This window comes from Cupriavidus sp. C2SS-8b (assembly GCF_057073745.1).
Map to the genome: position 1 here is coordinate 2120194 of NZ_CP172717.1, position 17017 is coordinate 2137210.

17 protein-coding genes are annotated in these 17017 nt (G+C 68.0%); 12 read left to right on the forward strand and 5 right to left on the reverse strand.

Annotation, left to right across the window (positions count from 1 at the left end; translation table 11 throughout):
- Nucleotides 1-6 precede the first annotated feature (6 nt).
- Genes ACIGJB_RS26625 through ACIGJB_RS26640 form a run of 4 tightly spaced genes read right to left on the reverse strand, consistent with a single transcriptional unit; the run spans nucleotide 7 to nucleotide 4257 of the window.
- Nucleotides 7-1173, reverse strand: a complete 1167-nt coding sequence (locus ACIGJB_RS26625; RefSeq protein WP_483732962.1) for an ABC transporter permease — start codon at nucleotides 1171-1173, stop codon at nucleotides 7-9.
- An 8-nt stretch (nucleotides 1174-1181) separates the two neighbouring features.
- The gene (locus ACIGJB_RS26630) at nucleotides 1182-2336 is read right to left on the reverse strand and encodes an ABC transporter permease (RefSeq protein ID WP_483732963.1); all 1155 of its coding nucleotides are present in this window, start codon (nucleotides 2334-2336) and stop codon (nucleotides 1182-1184) included.
- 21 nt (nucleotides 2337-2357) lie between these two features.
- Entirely contained in the window at nucleotides 2358-3050 is a 693-nt protein-coding gene (locus tag ACIGJB_RS26635; protein ID WP_483732964.1) for an ABC transporter ATP-binding protein, read from the reverse strand.
- A gap of 1 nt (nucleotide 3051) precedes the next feature.
- A complete protein-coding gene (locus tag ACIGJB_RS26640; protein WP_483732965.1) occupies nucleotides 3052-4257 on the reverse strand; it encodes an efflux RND transporter periplasmic adaptor subunit in 1206 nt (401 codons plus the stop codon).
- Between the two features lie 912 nt (nucleotides 4258-5169).
- On the opposite strand from ACIGJB_RS26640, the gene ACIGJB_RS26645 reads away from it, so the two are divergent.
- The 12 genes from ACIGJB_RS26645 to ACIGJB_RS26700 are packed head-to-tail and all read left to right on the forward strand — an operon-like array spanning nucleotide 5170 to nucleotide 16767.
- Nucleotides 5170-5820 (forward strand): cytochrome c3 family protein, encoded by a 651-nt coding sequence (locus tag ACIGJB_RS26645; protein ID WP_483732966.1) that lies wholly within the window; start codon nucleotides 5170-5172, stop codon nucleotides 5818-5820.
- Nucleotides 5817-8666, forward strand: coding sequence for a 4Fe-4S dicluster domain-containing protein (locus tag ACIGJB_RS26650; protein WP_483732967.1), 2850 nt, complete (start codon nucleotides 5817-5819; stop codon nucleotides 8664-8666). Before ACIGJB_RS26645 ends, ACIGJB_RS26650 begins: the two co-directional genes overlap by 4 nt.
- A 2-nt stretch (nucleotides 8667-8668) precedes the next feature.
- A complete protein-coding gene (nrfD, locus tag ACIGJB_RS26655) occupies nucleotides 8669-10069 on the forward strand; it encodes an NrfD/PsrC family molybdoenzyme membrane anchor subunit (protein WP_483732968.1) in 1401 nt (466 codons plus the stop codon).
- The gene (locus ACIGJB_RS26660) at nucleotides 10066-10605 is read left to right on the forward strand and encodes a DUF3341 domain-containing protein (RefSeq protein ID WP_483732969.1); all 540 of its coding nucleotides are present in this window, start codon (nucleotides 10066-10068) and stop codon (nucleotides 10603-10605) included. The genes nrfD and ACIGJB_RS26660 overlap by 4 nt, the downstream gene beginning before the upstream one ends.
- On the forward strand, nucleotides 10602-11195 hold the full coding sequence (locus ACIGJB_RS26665; RefSeq protein WP_483732970.1) for a c-type cytochrome: 594 nt from the start codon (nucleotides 10602-10604) through the stop codon (nucleotides 11193-11195). Before ACIGJB_RS26660 ends, ACIGJB_RS26665 begins: the two co-directional genes overlap by 4 nt.
- Nucleotides 11192-12106: a hypothetical protein gene (locus ACIGJB_RS26670; RefSeq protein ID WP_483732971.1), complete on the forward strand. Its 915-nt coding sequence runs from the start codon at nucleotides 11192-11194 to the stop codon at nucleotides 12104-12106. The genes ACIGJB_RS26665 and ACIGJB_RS26670 overlap by 4 nt, the downstream gene beginning before the upstream one ends.
- A complete protein-coding gene (locus ACIGJB_RS26675; protein WP_483732972.1) occupies nucleotides 12103-12444 on the forward strand; it encodes a hypothetical protein in 342 nt (113 codons plus the stop codon). The genes ACIGJB_RS26670 and ACIGJB_RS26675 overlap by 4 nt, the downstream gene beginning before the upstream one ends.
- On the forward strand, nucleotides 12441-13229 hold the full coding sequence (locus ACIGJB_RS26680; RefSeq protein ID WP_483732973.1) for an SCO family protein: 789 nt from the start codon (nucleotides 12441-12443) through the stop codon (nucleotides 13227-13229). The genes ACIGJB_RS26675 and ACIGJB_RS26680 overlap by 4 nt, the downstream gene beginning before the upstream one ends.
- Nucleotides 13226-14176 (forward strand): cytochrome c oxidase subunit II, encoded by a 951-nt coding sequence (gene coxB / locus ACIGJB_RS26685; RefSeq protein ID WP_483732974.1) that lies wholly within the window; start codon nucleotides 13226-13228, stop codon nucleotides 14174-14176. Before ACIGJB_RS26680 ends, coxB begins: the two co-directional genes overlap by 4 nt.
- Nucleotides 14157-15794: a cytochrome c oxidase subunit I gene (ctaD, locus tag ACIGJB_RS26690; RefSeq protein ID WP_483732975.1), complete on the forward strand. Its 1638-nt coding sequence runs from the start codon at nucleotides 14157-14159 to the stop codon at nucleotides 15792-15794. The genes coxB and ctaD overlap by 20 nt, the downstream gene beginning before the upstream one ends.
- Entirely contained in the window at nucleotides 15791-16429 is a 639-nt protein-coding gene (locus ACIGJB_RS26695; protein WP_483732976.1) for a cytochrome c oxidase subunit 3 family protein, read from the forward strand. The genes ctaD and ACIGJB_RS26695 overlap by 4 nt, the downstream gene beginning before the upstream one ends.
- Nucleotides 16426-16767, forward strand: a complete 342-nt coding sequence (locus tag ACIGJB_RS26700; protein ID WP_483732977.1) for a cytochrome C oxidase subunit IV family protein — start codon at nucleotides 16426-16428, stop codon at nucleotides 16765-16767. Before ACIGJB_RS26695 ends, ACIGJB_RS26700 begins: the two co-directional genes overlap by 4 nt.
- 4 nt (nucleotides 16768-16771) lie before the next feature.
- Here the strand turns inward: ACIGJB_RS26700 and ACIGJB_RS26705 are convergent, their stop codons facing one another.
- Entirely contained in the window at nucleotides 16772-17002 is a 231-nt protein-coding gene (locus ACIGJB_RS26705) for a hypothetical protein (protein WP_483732978.1), read from the reverse strand.
- Nucleotides 17003-17017 lie beyond the last annotated feature (15 nt).

Genomic DNA, 17017 nt, shown 5'->3' on the forward strand with positions numbered 1-17017 from the left:
CAGCCGTCAGCGCGCCCGCAAGGCATCGACAATGTTCATGCGGGACGCGCGCAGCGCCGGCAGGAAGCCCCCGACCAGGCCCATCGCCATCGAGAACCCCAGCGTCTTCGCGACGATGCCCGGGGTGAGGATAAAGCGGAACGACAGGTCCGCGAAGGTCTGGAAGTTGGTCGTGGAGAACGACGCGAACTGCATCAGCGCCGCGCAGCAGAGCCCGGCCACGCCGCCGGCAAACCCCAGCAGCAGGGCCTCGATCAGGAACGCGGCGAGCACGTTGGTGCGCTGGAAGCCCAGCGCGCGCAGCGTGCCGATCTCCGCCACGCGGTTGGCCACCGACGCATACATGGTGATCATCGCGCCGATCATTGCCGCGATCGAGAAGATCGTGGACAGCGTCAGGCCCAGGATGTTGATGAACGTCGACAGCGCCTTGGACTGGTCGCTGTAGAAGCTCTGCTCGCTCTTGGCCTCCGCGGTCAGGCGCGGGTCGACGTCGATGTCGGCGCGCAGGCGCGCCAACGCGTCGGGCCGCGTCAGCCGCACCACCATCGACGAATAGCTGGCGCGCCGGAACGACTGCATGAGCTGGTCGGCATCGCCCCAGATCTCCGAATCGAAGCCGCTGCCGCCGGCATCGAACACGCCGACGATGGTCCAGTCGCGCTGGGCGAAGCGCAGCCGCCCGCCCAGCTGCGCGCCTGTGAAGCCGCCGGCCACGCTGCTGCCGACGATGATCTCCGACGAGCCCGGCCGGAACGCGCGCCCGGCCACCAGCCGGATCTGCGGCCGCAAGACCAGTCCCTTGGGCGACACCCCGCGGATCACCACATTGGACGGGGTGTCCGATCCGCGCTTGGTCAGCGAGATCAGCACCACCGCCTCCTTCGAGGCCATCGGCCGTCCGCTGTCGTCCATGGCCACCGACGGGTGCATCTCCATGATGCTGGCCTGGTCGCGGCTGATGGCGCTCTGCACTTCGGTCTCCGCGCCTTTGCGGATCATGACCACGTTGTCCGGCTCGCCGGTGGTGACGAGCGTGCGCTTGAGCCCGGCGTCGAGCATCAGCATGGTGGCGAACACGAACACCACCAGCGCCAGGCCGCCGGCCGTCAGCGCCGTGGTCAGGCGCCGGGCCCACAGGTTGCGCGCGATGTAGCTGAGCGGGATCGCCATGCGCGCGCCTAGCCGATGGCCCGCAGGCCTTCCACGATGCGCACGCGCGCGGCCTGCACGGCCGGCACCACGGCGGCGGCGAGCGCCACCACCAGCGCGCAGGCGGCCTGCATCCACATGGTCTCGTGCGACACGGAAAACACCGGGAAAACGCCGCCGACCGCCTGCTTGAACACGGCGGCCATCGGCGGCGTGGCCAGCATGCCGACGCCGCCGCCGACCAGGCAGATGAACATCGATTCGCCGAACATCAGCAGCGCCAGGAAGCCCGGCCCGAAGCCGAGCGCCTTGAGCGTGGCGTACTCCGTGGTGCGCTCGCGCGCGCTCATGGCCATGGCATTGGCCATCACGGCCATGATGATCAGGATCACCACGTACGACACCACGCGGATGGCCGCGATGATCTGGTTCGACATGGCGACGAAGCCGAGCTGGAACGCCTGCTCGGTCTCGGTCAGGGTCTCGGCCAGCGAGTTGCGGAACACCGCGTCCACGTTGCGCGAGATCGCGGCGGCGTTGTCCGGATTGTCGATGCCGACGATATACACGCCGACCTGGTCGGCCTGCCGCGGCGTGCGCTTGCGCACGGTTTCGTTCAGGTACTCCCAGTGGAACACCATGTGGCGCGTGATGGTGCTTTCATCGCGCCCTTCCATGATGCCGCGCACGACGAACTCCCACGTGCCCGGATAGATCGTGCCCTTGATCGGCAGCACGTCGCCGACCTTGAAGCCGTACAGGTCCGCGAGCTGCCGCCCGATCAGGCAGCCCTTGCGGTCGCGCTGGTAGTCGGCGAGCTGCTGCGCCGTGACGCGGAACTCGGGGTACAGCTCGAGGTAGTTGTCCGACACGGCGAACTGCGCGAAGAAGTTCTTGGGGTCGCGGTAGACGCCGCCGAACCAGTTGGAGCGCGCCACCAGCGTGACGCCATCCACGCCGCGGATGCGGCTCTCATAGCTGAGCGGCAGCGGGAACACCAGCGAGATCGCGTTGCGAGTCACCAGCCGGCCGCTGGACGCCGCGGCGGCGCCCGCATACCAGGCATCGACCACGGTCTGCAGGAGTCCGTAGGCCAGCACCGCGACCACCAGACCGGTCACGGTCAGCGCGGTGCGCAGCTTGTGGCGCAGCGCGTTGCGGGCGATCAGCTTGAGCACGAACATGGCGCGCGCGGTCAGTGCCGGTCAGGCGCTGTTGCCATGGTTCAGTTCCCCCTTTTCCAGGTGCACCATCGAGCGGGCCGCGTTGGCGGCGTGGGCATCGTGCGTGACCATGATGATGGTCTTGCCGGCTTCGCGGTTGAGCCGCTGCAGCATGGCCAGGATGTCCGCGGCGGCGTTGCGGTCTAGGTCGCCGGTCGGTTCGTCGGCCACGATCAGCACAGGGTCGGTGATCAGCGCGCGGGCGATGGCCACGCGCTGCTGCTGCCCGCCGGACAGTTCCGACGGATAGTGGTCCATGCGGTCGGCCAGGTTCACCATGCCGAGGACCATGTCCACGCGCGCGCGCCGCTCGGCACGCGACAGGCGCGTCAGCATCAGTGGCAACTCGACGTTTTCGAACGCGGTGAGCACCGGCATCAGGTTGTAGAACTGGAAGATAAAGCCGACGTTGGCCGCGCGCCACGCCGCGAGTTCCGATTCGGCCAGGCGCGTGATGTCCTGCCCGGCCACGAGCAGTTCGCCGCTGTCCGGTCGGTCGATGCCCGCGATCAGGTTCAGCAGCGTGCTCTTGCCGGAGCCGGACGGTCCCATCAGCGCGATGAAATCGCCCTCGGCGATATCGAGGGTGATGTCGGTCAGGACCGGCACGGTCTGCATGCCGCGCCGGTATGACTTGGCGACATGGCGGATGCGGACGAGCGGGGCGGTCTCCACGTTACTTCTTCCCTGCCGTCACGCGGGCGCCGTCGCGCAGCTTGTCGCCGGGCGAGCGCACCACCGTAGCGCCGGCGGCCACGCCGCTGACGGCCACCAGTTCGCCGATGGGTTCGCCGGTCGTCACCGAGGTCTCATGCGCCTTGCCGTCGCGCACCACGAACACCACCTTGCGTCCGTCGCGCGTGGCGATGGCGGCAAGCTGCACGGCTACCACGGGCTTGCGGTCCTGACTTGCCAGCGGTTTGGACAGGAACGCGATCTTGGCGCTCATATCGGGCAGCACGCGCGGGTCGCGATCGACAAAGCGGACCTTGACCAGCACGGTTGCTTTGGAGCGGTCGACCGTCGGCACGATGCGTGAAACTTGCCCTGCGAAGCGCACGTCGGGCAGCGCATCGAGTTGCAGCAAGCAGGGCTGGTCCGCGCGGATCTTCGCGATATTGGATTCGGCGACATCGGCTTCGACTTCCAGGGTGTCCATGTCGGCAATGGTCACCACGGCGCCCTTGGTGTCGGATGCCGACGAGAACGGGGTGATGTTGTCGCCGACGTTGGCATGCTTGATCAGCACCACGCCGTCGAACGGTGCGCGGATGATGGTCTGGTCGACGGCTACCTGAGCGGCCTGGGCATTGGCCTGTGCGGAGACGATGGCTGCGCGCGAATTCGCCACCGATGCCTGGGCTTTCCTGAAACGCGCGAGATCGGCGTCGTACTGCTGGGCGGAGATGGCCTTCGGACCGAGTAGTTGTTCGGAGCGGCGCAGGTTGACTTCGGCATCGCGAAGTTCGGCTTGTTGCAGGTCGAGGTTGGCTTGCGCCACCTTCACCTGCGCGGTGGCCTGGGCGAGCGTGGCGCCGACATCGCGGCTTTCGATACGGGCGATGATCTCGTCCTTCTTCACGTGCGAACCCTCCAGCACGCCCAGCCATTCGAGCCGGCCTTGCGCTTTTGACGCCACGGCGGCCTTGCGCTGGGGGACGACGTAGCCGGTGGCATTTAGAAGGGTGTAGTTCTGGGAGGGATAGGCGGTGGAAACCGTCACGGTTTCAACTGCCGTTGGGCCGGCCAGTTTGTAGGCCACGGCGGCCGCGATTGCAATTAGAACAGCGCCGACGATGATGGGCAGCCACCGGCGCCTGCGCGGCGGGGCGGCGCGCGGGCCGCGGTCGATTTTCAGCCGGGAGAGATCGGGGTCGGGCAAGCGGTCGTCCTCCTGAAGGGAGGTTGCCAGTATAGCGCCGGGGGCACTTTGGGATTGGGATGCGGGATGGTCGGGGTGGTCTCAGTTGGGGGAGAGCATTGCAAGCGGTTCTGGAAAATCGGGGCTGCGGAGGTAAAGGCTACATGCGGGTGGGGTTGTGGTTATGACTGGGTCGTCGCTCTTGACACGCGCGGCTGTTTCGCAGGCGTAGCCTGCGAGTCACTTTTTGTCCGAGCGACAAAAAGTAACCAAAAAAACGCGTCGCTTGCCCTAACGGGCGAATATTGATCGTAGTGTGCGGAGAATTTCGTACGGGTACTCGCTTCAGAGTCTGCCCCGCTGCCTGCCGCATGGTGCGCGTCCGTATGCAGGCTCTCCCACAATGATTGAACGAGCCCTGAACCTGTCCGTGGCCCGACACTGCCCGCGATATCGCATCATCGCCTACGGCTGCTGCGCGGCTCAGTAAAAGCCAAAAAAAGCGGGTAACGGAAGCACCGTCGCCAGCGCCGCTGATGCCCCTGACTAACCGACTAGTGAGCTGCGTAGCAGCCGAAGGCGATGATGCGATGACGGTGGAAGCAGGGGCCACGGACAGGTTCAGGGCTCGTTCAATCATTGCCCGAGAGCCTGCTTGCGGACGCGCACCATGCGGCAGGCAGCCGGGCACGCTCTGAAGCTCATACCCGTACAACACCCTCAGCACACTACGATCAATATTCGCCCGTTAGGGCAAGTAAACGCGCTTTTTGGTTACTTTTTGTCGCTCGGACAAAAAGTGACTCGCCGGCTACGCCGGCGAAACAGCGGCGCCTGCCAAGCACGACACCCCCAGTCCTTGCCAAAGACACCCCCAAATCCTTGGCATCCCCCTTGCAACAAACAATCCGTTTTGCCACCAAGAAAAACGCCATGGCGCAAACCTTCACGCGCTCGGAGCTGCTTGTCCTCAAGCTGCTGGCCCTCGGCGCGGTAGTGCTTGTCGCCGCAGCCCTCGGGATGGCCCGCTGGTCCATGGCGCCGCAGATCGAAATGCAGGAACCCGTCGCGCAGCCCATCCCCTTCAGCCACAAGCATCACGTTTCCGATGACGGCATCGATTGCCGCTACTGCCACGCGTCGGTGGAAACGTCGGCCTTCGCGGGCATGCCCGCCACGAGCGTATGTCTGACCTGCCACAGCGTGCTGTTCCGCGACGCGCCGATGCTCGCGCCGCTGCACGACAGCCTCCGGCAAAACCGCCCGCTGGCCTGGACCCGCGTGCATGACCTGCCCGACTTCGTCTATTTCGACCACAGCATCCACATCGCCAAGGGCGTTGCCTGCCAGGAATGCCACGGACGCGTGGACCAGATGCCGCTGACGCGCCGCGTCGCACCGCTCGACATGCAGTGGTGCCTTGCCTGCCACCGCGACCCCATCCGCCATCTGCATGCCCCCACCGATATCGTCACGATGCGTGACCGCGCCCCGCTTTCCGCCGATGACATCGCCATGCTGCAGAAGATGTATCACCTGCAGGACACGCGACGACTCACCGATTGTTCCACCTGTCATCGATGAAGCCCGCCCCCGTGATTCCGATCGTCCCCGTGCAGGAACCGGCCGATGCGCCGCGCAGCCCCTCGCGCCGACACTTCCTGCGCACGACGATGGCGGCTTCCGCCGCGCTGGCCGGCGCGGCATGCAGCGGCCCGCCAGCCGAAACCATCGTCCCCTACGTGCAAATGCCCGAAGGCATCGTGCCCGGCAGGCCGCTCTTCTATGCCACCGCGCTCACGCGCCACGGCTACGGCAGCGGTGTGCTCGTCGAAACCAATATGGGCCGCCCGACCAAGATCGAGGGCAACCCGCGCCACCCCGCCAGCCTCGGCGCCACGCATCCGTTCGACCAGGCCGCCGTGCTGCAGCTCTGGGACCCCGACCGCAGCCAGGCACCGTATCGCGGCACCGCGCTGACGAGCTGGGCCGCGTTCGACGCGGGGCTGGCCACACAGCGCGTCCAGTGGCGCGACAACGGCGGGAAAGGTCTGCGCCTGCTGACCGGCAACGTGGGCTCCCCAACACTGGCCGCGCAGATTGCACGATGGCTCGAGCGCTATCCGAAGGCCGGCTGGCACGTGCATGACCCGCTCCATGGCGACGATGCGGCAGTCCGCCTGGCGTTCGGCGACAACATCGACCTGGTGATCGATCCCGCTCCCGCCACGACCATCGTGACACTGGATGCCGACCTGATCGGCCACGGCCCGTCCGCCGTGCGCGTCGCGCACGACCTGATGGCGGACCGCCGCGGCGTGGCGCCCCCGCTGGCCCGCCGACTCTACGCGATCGAGTCGTCGCCGACACTGACCGGCGAAATCGCCGACAACCGGCTGGCGCTGCCGCCGCATGAGATCGAGCGGCTGGCCTGGTCGCTCGCGCGCAGGCTCGGTGTCGGCGTTGCGGCGGACACACCCGAGCCCGCGTCCGGACCCGCGCGGCGCTGGCTCGCCGTGCTGGCCCCGCGTCTCGAAGACGCGCCACCGGGCAGCTCGCTGGTGGTGGCCGGCGACAACCTGTCCGCCCCGACACGGGCGCTGGTCTGGCGGCTCAACGCCCGGCTCGGCAATCTCGGCAAATCGGTGCGCACGATCACCGGCACGCCAAGGCGGCCGCCAGGCGACGCGCATTCGATCGGCGCACTGACCGACGCCATGCGGGCCGGCGCGGTCTCCGCGCTGCTCGTGATCGACGCCAATCCCGCCTATGACGCGCCCTGCGATACCGGCTTCAACGCGGCACTCGCACACGTACCGTGGTCGGCGCACATGGGCCTCTATCGCGATGAAACCGCGCGGCTGACCACCTGGCATGCGCCCATGGCCCATGACCTGGAGCGCTGGAGCGACGTGCGCGCCTGGGACGGCACCGCGTCGATCGTCCAGCCCGTGATTGAGCCGCTCAATGACGGCCGCTCCGCGCACGAGCTGCTGTCGGCCACCATCGACGCACGCCAGTCGGGCTACGACCTCGTACGCGCGTTCTGGCGCACGCACCAATCCACCGACTTCGAAGCCTTCTGGGAGCAGGCATTGCGGACCGGCGTCATCCCCGGCACGGCAGCACCCGCCGCGACGGCAGACATGCGCCAGCCCATCGCCCCGCCGCCATTCCACGCGCCCGTACTCGTTGCGCGCTTCATGCCCGATCCCGCCACCGATGCCGGCGAGCTGGCCAATAACGCGTGGCTGCAGGAACTGCCGCGCGCGCTGACGCGGCACACCTGGGAGAACGCCGCGCTGATGGGGCCGCTCACGGCACGCGCGCGGCACCTGTCCACCGGCGACGTGGTCGCGATCCATCGCGTGGATGGACAAGGCCACCCGATCGAGGCGCCGGTATGGGTGATGCCCCGCCACGCAGAAGGCGTCATGACGCTGCCGCTTGGCTACGGCCGTCGCCATGCCGGACGCGTCGGCAACGGGGTAGGCTTTGACGCGTATGCGCTGTGTACGGTTCACGGTCCGCACGAGATCGCCGTCGAAGCGACCGGACAGCGCCATGTATTCGCGCTGGTCCAGACGCAAACCTCGATGGCGGGGCGCGAGGTCGCCCCGCTCGCCACCGTGGACGCCTATCGCCGCGATCCCCGCTTCGCCCAGGCCACGCCGGCCGCGCCATCGCTCTATCCGCGCTGGCCGTATCCGACCGAACGCTGGGGCATGACCGTGGACCTCAACGCCTGCATCGGCTGCAATGGCTGCACCATCGCCTGCCAGGCCGAAAACAACATACCCGTCGTCGGCAAGGACCAGGTCATGCGCGGCCGCGTCATGCACTGGATCCGCGTCGACCGCTACGACGATGCGCACGACACTACCGGCCACGCGGCGCGCAGCGTGTTCCAACCTGTCCCGTGCATGCATTGCGAGGACGCGCCGTGCGAGCTGGTCTGCCCCGTCGGCGCCACGGTGCACGACAGCGCCGGGCTCAATGTGCAGGTCTACAACCGCTGCGTCGGCACGCGCTTCTGCTCGAACAACTGCCCGTACAAGGTGCGGCGCTTCAACTTCCTGCAATACAGCAACCAGGGCGACGACCGGCCCCCGCCGGCCTACAACCCCGAGGTCACCGTGCGCCGCCGCGGCGTGATGGAGAAATGCACGTATTGCTTGCAGCGCATCACGCGCGCGCGGCTCGAGGCCGAGAAGCTCGGCCAGCCGCTGCGCGACGGTGACGTGGTGACCGCGTGCCAGGCCGCCTGCCCGACCCGGGCGATCGCGTTCGGCAACCTCAATGATCCCGACAGCGTGGTCAGCCAGCTCAAGCGCGGGCCGCGCAACTTCGACCTGCTGGCCGAGCTGAACACCCGGCCGCGCACCAGCTATGCGGCGCTGGTGATCAATCCCGACGATGCGCTGGCCTGACCATGACAGACCGATCCGTCGCGTCCCCCTCCGACCCGCCGCCTGTTTCAAAGGACATCGGCGTGCTGCGGCCGGGCTGGGGCTATGCCAGCGTGTCCGACAAGATCGCCGGCCTGGTGCTGGAGCGGCCGGTGCGGTGGCCCTGGCTCAGCGCGTTCCTGCTGACCTTTGCTGGCATGGCCGTCTTCATCGGCGGGACAGCGTGGCTGTTCGTGAAAGGCGTGGGCATCTGGGGCGTCGATATTCCGGTGGCATGGGGCTTTGCCATCGGCAACTTCGTCTGGTGGATCGGGATCGGCCATGCGGGGACGTTCATCTCGGCGTTCCTGCTGCTGCTCCGGCAGCAGTGGCGCACCTCGGTGAACCGCTTCGCCGAAGCCATGACGCTGTTTGCCGCCGCCATCGCCGGACTGTTCCCGATCCTGCACCTGGGCCGGCCCTGGTTCTTCTACTGGCTGGTGCCCTACCCCGACGTCATGAACGTCTGGCCGCAATGGCGCAGCCCGCTGGTGTGGGACCTGTTCGCGATCGGCACCTACCTGATCGTCTCGCTGCTGTTCTGGTATGTCGGCCTGATCCCGGACCTGGCCACGCTGCGCGACCGCGCGTGCCTGCGCGGCCGGCGCCGCACGGCCCAGGCCTATGCCGTGCTGGCCTTGGGCTGGCGCGGCGACGCACGCCACTGGGCGCGCTACGAAAGCGCCTACCTGCTGCTGGCCGGACTGGCGACGCCGCTGGTGATCGCCGTGCATTCGATCGTGTCGCTCGACTTCGCCATCGGCAACACCCCGGGCTACCACTCGACGATCTTTCCGCCGTACTTCGTCGCCGGCGCGCTGTTCTCGGGCTTCGCCATGGTGCTGACCATCGCCATTCCGCTGCGGCGCATGTACGGGCTGGAGGATTTCATCACCACGCGGCACCTGGCCAATGCGGCCAAGATCATGCTGACCGTGAGCCTGATCGTCGCCTATGGCTACGCCAGCGAGATCTTCACGGCGTTCTACAGCGGCGACCGCTACGAGATGTTCCTGTTCGAGAACCGCTGGACCGGCCCGTATGCGCCGGTCTACTGGGCGATGATGACCTGCAATGTGCTCGCGCCGCAGTGCCTGTGGTGGCGCCGCGTGCGGCACAGCCCGCTCGCGCTGTTCGTGCTGAGCCTGGTCATCAACACGGGCATGTGGATGGAGCGGTTCCTGATCGTGGTATCGAGCCTGCACCGCGATTTCCTGCCGTCGTCGTGGGGCATGTTCTATCCGACCTGGTGGGACTGGATCATGCTGGCGGGCTCCATCGCGATGTTCGCCTGGCTGTTCCTGGTCTTTATCCGCTGCCTGCCGGTGATCTCGATCGCCGAGATGCGCGAGCTGGTCCTTGCCAGCGCAAAGGAGCGGCCATGACCCCAATGAACCCAATGAACCATTACGGCGTGCTGGCCGAATACCGCACCGGCGCCGCCCTGCTCGCCGCGGCGCAACGCGCGCGCGCGGCCGGCTTCACGCACCTGGAAGCGTTCACGCCGTATCCGGTCGAGGGGCTGGCGCAAGCGATCGGCATGGCGACCGACCGCATGCCGCTGATCTGCCTGCTCGGCGGGCTGGGCGGCGGGCTTGGCGGGTTCCTGCTGCAGTGGTATGCCGCGGTGATCGATTACCCGGTCAATATCGGTGGCCGCCCGGCCGGAAGCTGGCAGATGTTCGTGCCCGTGACGTTCTCGCTGACGATACTGGGCGCGGCGCTGGCCACGGTGATCGGCATGCTGGTGGCGAACCGGCTGCCACGGCTGCGGCATCCGCTGTTCGACGCGCCCGATTTCGAACAGGCGTCGCGGTACCGCTTCTTCCTTTGCATCCGTCCGGAAGCTGCGCAGGCCACGGCGGCCCGCGAGCTGCTGGCCGCGACCGCGCCGCTGCGCGTGAGCGAGGTGCCCCAATGATGCCGCTGCGCCTGCTCCGCTACGTCGCCGCCACGTGCATGCTGGCCGCGCTCGGCGCGTGCGAACGCGCCCGCCAGGACATGTACGACCAGCCCAAGTACAAGCCGTTCGCCCGCAGCGACCGCTTTGCCGATGGCACTTCCGCGCGCCCGCGTCCCGACCATTCGGTACCGGTGCCCGGCGGCCCCTTCGCCGCCATGTCGAGCGGCAGGGACCAGGACTGGCCCGGCGCGGAACATCGCGCGCCCCTCACGCTGCAGCAGTTGCAGCGCGGACGCTCGCGCTACGAGATCCATTGCGCGCCTTGCCATAGCCCGACCGGCGACGGTGACGGCATGGTGGTCCGGCGCGGCTTCCCGCATCCGCCGTCGTTCCACAGCGACGCGCTGCGCAGCGCCACCGACGCGCGGCTGTACGACGCGATCACCCATGGCAGCGGCCCGATGGCGCCCTATGCCGCGCAGTTGCCGCCGGCAGACCGCCGCGCCGTGGTGGCATACATCCGCGCCCTGCAGTTGAGCCAGCATGCGTCCGCCGCGCGCCTGACGGCCGACGACCTGCGGCACCTGGACAACGGAGTGCGACCATGAGCACGCACGTCGTCGCGACGATCCTGGCCCTGTACCTGTGCGCATGGTGGTGCTGCATCGGCATCGTGCTGGGCGGGCTGGCCATGGTCTGGATCCACAACCTCAGCGGCGGCGCCTGGGGCGAGGCGCTGCGCGCGCCGCTGCTGGACCTGGCGCGCCATACCTGGCTGCTGGCGCTGCTGTTCGTGCCCGTGCTGGCCGGCACGACCATCCTGTATCCCTGGGCCGCCGACGCCGCGCTGGGCGTCCGGCGCTGGCCGCATGAAATCGCCGCCGGCGACGCCACCTTCAAGTCGATGTGGCTGACACCGCTGGGCTTCGTGCTGCGCGGCGTGGCCGTGCTCGCGATCTGGATCGTGCTGGCGGCAATGAGCCGCTCCGCGCGCTGGACGCGCTCGGCACGGTTCGCCGCGGTGGCGCTGATCGTCTATGGCATCACGGTGAGCATCGCGGCGGTCGACTGGATCATGTCGCTGATGCCGCTCTGGTATTCGAGCGTCTTCGGCCTGCTGCTGGCCACCGGGCAAGCCTGCGCCGGCCTGGCCTTCGGCACCTGGCTGGCCGCGCGGCACGGCGCCGCGCCGCAGGTGCTTCAGGATCTGGGCAACCTTCTGCTGACAGCCGTCATCACCTGGGCCTACCTGGCGTTCACGCAGTACCTGATCATCTGGGCGGAGGATCTCCCCCATGAGACCGCCTGGTACCTGGTGCGCCGCCATGGCTTGTGGCCGGTGCTGGCGTGGGCGCTGGCGCTCGGCCATTTCGTGCTGCCGATGCTGGCGCTGCTGTCGCGGCGCCTGAAGCGCTCGCCCGCGATGCTGGCCACGGTGGCGGCATCGCTGCTCGTCATGCATGCGTTGAACGCATTCTGGCTGGTATTGCCCTCGACCGGCGCCGGAGGCCAGACATGAGCCGCGTCCGCCAGGCCCGCCATGTGAGCCTGCGTGCCGTGCTGACCGGCGCGGCGGTCCTGCTCGTCTCGATTGCGCTTGCGCTCCTGCTGGGCGGCATCTACGAACGTCACCTGAATCCCGTGGGCCGGCTCAACACGCCCGCGCCAACCACGCCGGAGGCCACGCTGCCGCTATCGCAGAGCGCGCCGCAATCCGAACGCGAGCGCTACGACGCGGAGAAGCAAAGCGTGCTGAACGGCTGGGGCTGGGTCGATCAGCGCGCGGGCATCGCACGTATCCCCGTGGAGCGGGCCATGGCACTGATGGCCGCGCCCGCACCGGAGCCGGCGCCATGACACGCCCGTGGCTCGGCATGCTCCCGGCCGCCTGCCTCGCGCTGTGCGCGCAGGCCGGCCCGCTCGCGCTTCCTGCTCCGCCCGACATGGCGTTCGCGCCCGTCCCGGGCCGGCAGGTGCCGCTCGACCTCGTCTTCCGCGACGACGACGGCGCACCGGCGCGCCTGCGCGACCTGTCCGCGGATCGGCCAGTGATTCTGGTACCCGGCTACTACCATTGCGCCAACCTGTGCAGCACCGTCATGGATGGCGTGCTCGAATCGCTGGCGCAGGCCCGCCTGCCGCGCGGCGCGTGGCGCGTGGTCGCGTTCAGCATCGACAGCGGCGAAACCGCGTCTGTCGCGGCCGCGAAGAAGCAGAGCTATGGCGCGCTGGTCGCGGCGTCCGGCGGCAACCTGCATATGCTGACCGGCGACGCCGCGGCGATCGGCGCGCTGATGCAGGCCATCGGCCTGCGCGCGTCGCGGGTCGCCGGGTCAGGCGAGATCGCGCATCCGGCCGGCTTCGTCGTGCTGACGACGGACGGCCGCATTGTCCAGGCCTTCAGTGGCGTGCGGTTCGATGCCCCGGCGCTGCGCCACGCCATCGAGCAGGCACGGGCCGGCAAGGTTGGCTCCCTCACCCAGCAATGGCTGATGCGCTGCGTCCACTTCGACCCGCGCACCGGACGCTACACGGTGACGATCCTCGATGGCATCCGCGCACTGTTCCTGGGCGCGTTCGCCACGCTGGCCGGCTGGTGGCTGTGGCACAGGCTGTGGCACAAACGGCGGCGCCCATCATGAACAGCAGCTTCCACCTGCTGCCCGAGAGCGCGTCGCTGGCGGCCGGGCGCTATGACACCCTGATGCTGTCGCTGACCGCGCTGCTGGCCGTGGTCGCGCTGGCGGTGCTGGTGCTGATCGCCGGGTCCGTGATCCGCTACCACGAGCGCCGTCCGGCGGACCGCAGCCATCCGCCGCTGTCGAACAAGCCGCTGGAGATTGCCTGGACCGCGATCCCGCTGCTGATCTTCCTGGGCATCTTCGCCTGGGGCGCGCATGACTACACCCTGCTCGCGCGCGAGAGCGCGGGCGCGCTGCCCGTCACCGTCGTGGCGCGCCAGTGGATGTGGAAGCTGGAGCACGCCAACGGCAAGCGCGAGATCAATGAACTGCACGTCCCGCTGGGCCAGGCCGTGCAGCTGACGATGACTTCGCAGGACGTGATCCACAGCTTCTATGTGCCGGCATTCCGCATCAAGCAGGACGTGGTGCCGGGCCGCTACACCACGCTGCGCTTCACCGCCACGCGCGCGGGCGTGTACCGGCTGTTCTGCGCCGAATACTGCGGCACCGACCATGCCGCCATGCAGGGACGCATCGTGGTGATGCCGCCCGCCGAGTTCGCGCGCTGGCTCGATACGGACGTGGGCCCGGAAACCACGGCGGCGCGGGGCCGTGCGCTGTTCCAGCGCCTGGGCTGCGCCGCCTGCCATGACGCCGGCGCGACGGTGCAGGCGCCGCGCCTGGACCACCTGATGGGCAGCACGGTCACGCTGCAGGACGGCCGCACGGTGGTTGCCGACGCGGCCTATGTGCGCGACGCGATGCTGACCCCGCGCAAGGACATCGTCGCCGGCTATGCGCCCATCATGCCGACCTACCAGGGCCAGATCGACGAGGAAGACATTGTCGCCATCATCGAATACCTGCGCACCACAGGAGCCGCCAATGGAAGCCCAGGTCGCTGAACGCGCCAGCACCGTGGCCGAACCCGATTACCTGGGCGACGGCTTCTCGCTCGGGTCCTGGCTCGGCTCGACGGACCACAAGCGCATTGCATGGCTGTACATGGCGTCGATCACGCTGTTCTTTTTCATCGGCGGCGCCGCCGCCACGCTGATCCGGCTGAACCTGGTCACGCCGGAGGGGCACCTGATGCAGGCCGACACCTACAACCGCCTGTTCACCGCGCATGGCGTGATCATGGTCTGGCTGTTCCTGATCCCGTCGATTCCATCGGTGCTGGGCAATTTCCTGGTGCCGCTGATGATCGGCGCGCGCGACATGGCGTTTCCGCGCCTGAACCTGGCGAGCTGGTACCTGTACGTGGCTGGCGGCCTGCTGACGCTGGGCGCGATGATCGCCGGCGGCGTCGATACCGGCTGGACCTTCTACACGCCGTACTCGACCATGTTCTCGAACAGCCATGTGGTGATGACGCTGGCCGGCGTGTTCGTCACCGGCTTCTCGTCGATCCTGACCGGGCTCAATATCATCGTCACCGTGCATACGCTGCGCGCGCCCGGCATGACCTGGCTGCGCCTGCCGCTGTTCGTGTGGGCGGCCTACGGCACCAGCCTGATCCTGGTGCTGGCCACGCCGGTGCTGGCCATGACGCTGTGCCTGGTGGCGCTGGAGCGGCTAGCGCATATCGGCATCTTCGACCCGGCGCTGGGCGGTGACCCGCTGCTTTTCCAGCACCTGTTCTGGTTCTACTCGCACCCCGCCGTGTACATCATGATCCTGCCCGCGATGGGCGTGGCCAGCGAGATCATCCCGTGTTTCGCGCGGCGCCCCGTGTTCGGCTACCGCGCCATGGTGTGGGCGATCGTCGGCATCGCCAGCCTCGGGTTCATGGTATGGGGCCACCACATGTTCGTGAGCGGCCAGTCGTACCAGGCCAGCGTGACGTTCTCGCTGCTGAGCTTCCTGGTGGCCATTCCTTCGGCCATCAAGGTCTTCAACTGGACCGCCACGCTCTACAAGGGCAGCATCCGCCTGTCCGCGCCGATGCTGTATGCGCTCGGCTTTGTCGGTCTCTTCACGATCGGCGGCCTCACGGGGCTGGTCCTGGCCGCACTGGCGCTCGACGTCCACCTGACCGACACCTACTTCGTGATCGCGCATTTCCACTACATCATGGTCGGGGGCTCGGTCATGGCCTATCTTGGCGGCCTGCATTTCTGGTGGCCCAAGATGACGGGCCGCCGCTATCCCGAGACCTGGGCACGCGTCGCGGCGGTGGTCATTTTCTTCGGCTTCAACCTGACCTTCTTCCCGCAGTTCCTGCTCGGCTTCGAGGGCATGCCACGCCGCTACCACGCCTATCCGCCCGAGTTCCAGGTGCTCAATATCCTGTCGTCCGCGGGGGGGTCGATCCTGGCGATCGGCTACCTGATGCCGCTGGTCTACCTGATCCATTCGCTGTTCCGCGCCGAGCGGGCGCCGGCCAACCCATGGCAGGCCACGGGGCTCGAATGGCAGACCACGTCGCCGCCGCCGACGCGCAACTTCACGCAGGTGCCGAAGGTGCAGTGCGACGCCTATCTCTACGATCCGGTCTCGGGCAAGGAGACGCCGCAATGAGGGCCCCGCCGTTCCAGTTCGACAGCACCGGCCAGCAGGCGGTGGCGGCGCGGCTCGGCATGTGGATCTTCCTGGGCACCGAGCTGATGTTCTTCGGCCCGCTCTTCGTCGGCTACTACTTCGTCCGCTCGACCGACCCGGCCTCGCTCGCGCTGGCCGCGCGGCACACCGAGCTGCTGCTCGGCACGCTGAATACGTTCGTCCTGATGACCAGCAGCCTCGCCATGGCGATGGCGGTATCGGCCGCGCGGGACGGTCGCCAGCGTGCCGCCGTGCGCTGCCTGTGGGCCACCGCGGCACTCGGACTAGCCTTCCTGGTCATCAAGGCGTGGGAGTATGCGAAGGACATCGCCGCCGGCTTTGTCCCGGCCAATGCCTCCGGTGCTGGCGGGCCGACCGGGCAGATGTTCCGCCTGCTCTACTACGCCATGACGGGCCTGCACGCCATCCACCTGTGCATCGGCATCGGCCTGGTGGTGACGTTCGCGCTGGCGATGCAGCAGCGCCGGCCTCTGGCGGCCGACCCAGCTCATTCGGGGCGCGTGGAGATCGTGGGCCTGTACTGGCACTTTGTCGACATGGTCTGGCTATTCCTGTTCCCTTTGCTCTACCTGCCGGGAAGGAGCGGTCCATGAAGTCCGCCAGCCATCGCACGATGCAACCCGAAACGCGCCATCAGCTCGTTGTCTGGGCGAGCCTGATGGGGCTTCTGGCCATTACCGTCGGCACGGCCTTCCTTCGCCTCGGCCCGTGGAACCTCGTGATCAACCTCGGCATCGCGGCGATCAAGGCCATGCTGGTCGCCGTCTTCTTCATGCACCTGGCCCGCGCCAGCGTGCTGCTGCGGATTGCCTGCGCGGTGCCGGTGGCGATCCTCGCGATCCTCTTCGTGCTGGCGCATGGCGACTACGCGAGCCGCGCCAAGGTGCCCGCGGCGTGGCAGCTGCCGCCGCGCGCCTCCAGCGGACGCTAGGACGCTAGGGCCCTTCCGCCGCGTGTGGCCCGACCAGGTCGTTGCAAAGACGCCAGAGCACGGCCGTGGGCAATTCGTCGCCGGCCGGCCGCCATCCGGCCAGGGCATCGTCCTGGATGCAGACTGTGTTCCACCACGTGGTGAGTTCCGCCTGGCTCCATGCGCGGCGCGCGTCGACGGGGACGTCCGCCAGCATCTGCCTGACACGTTGCCGGAATTCGGTATCGCTGAGCATGTGCATTCTCCTGCT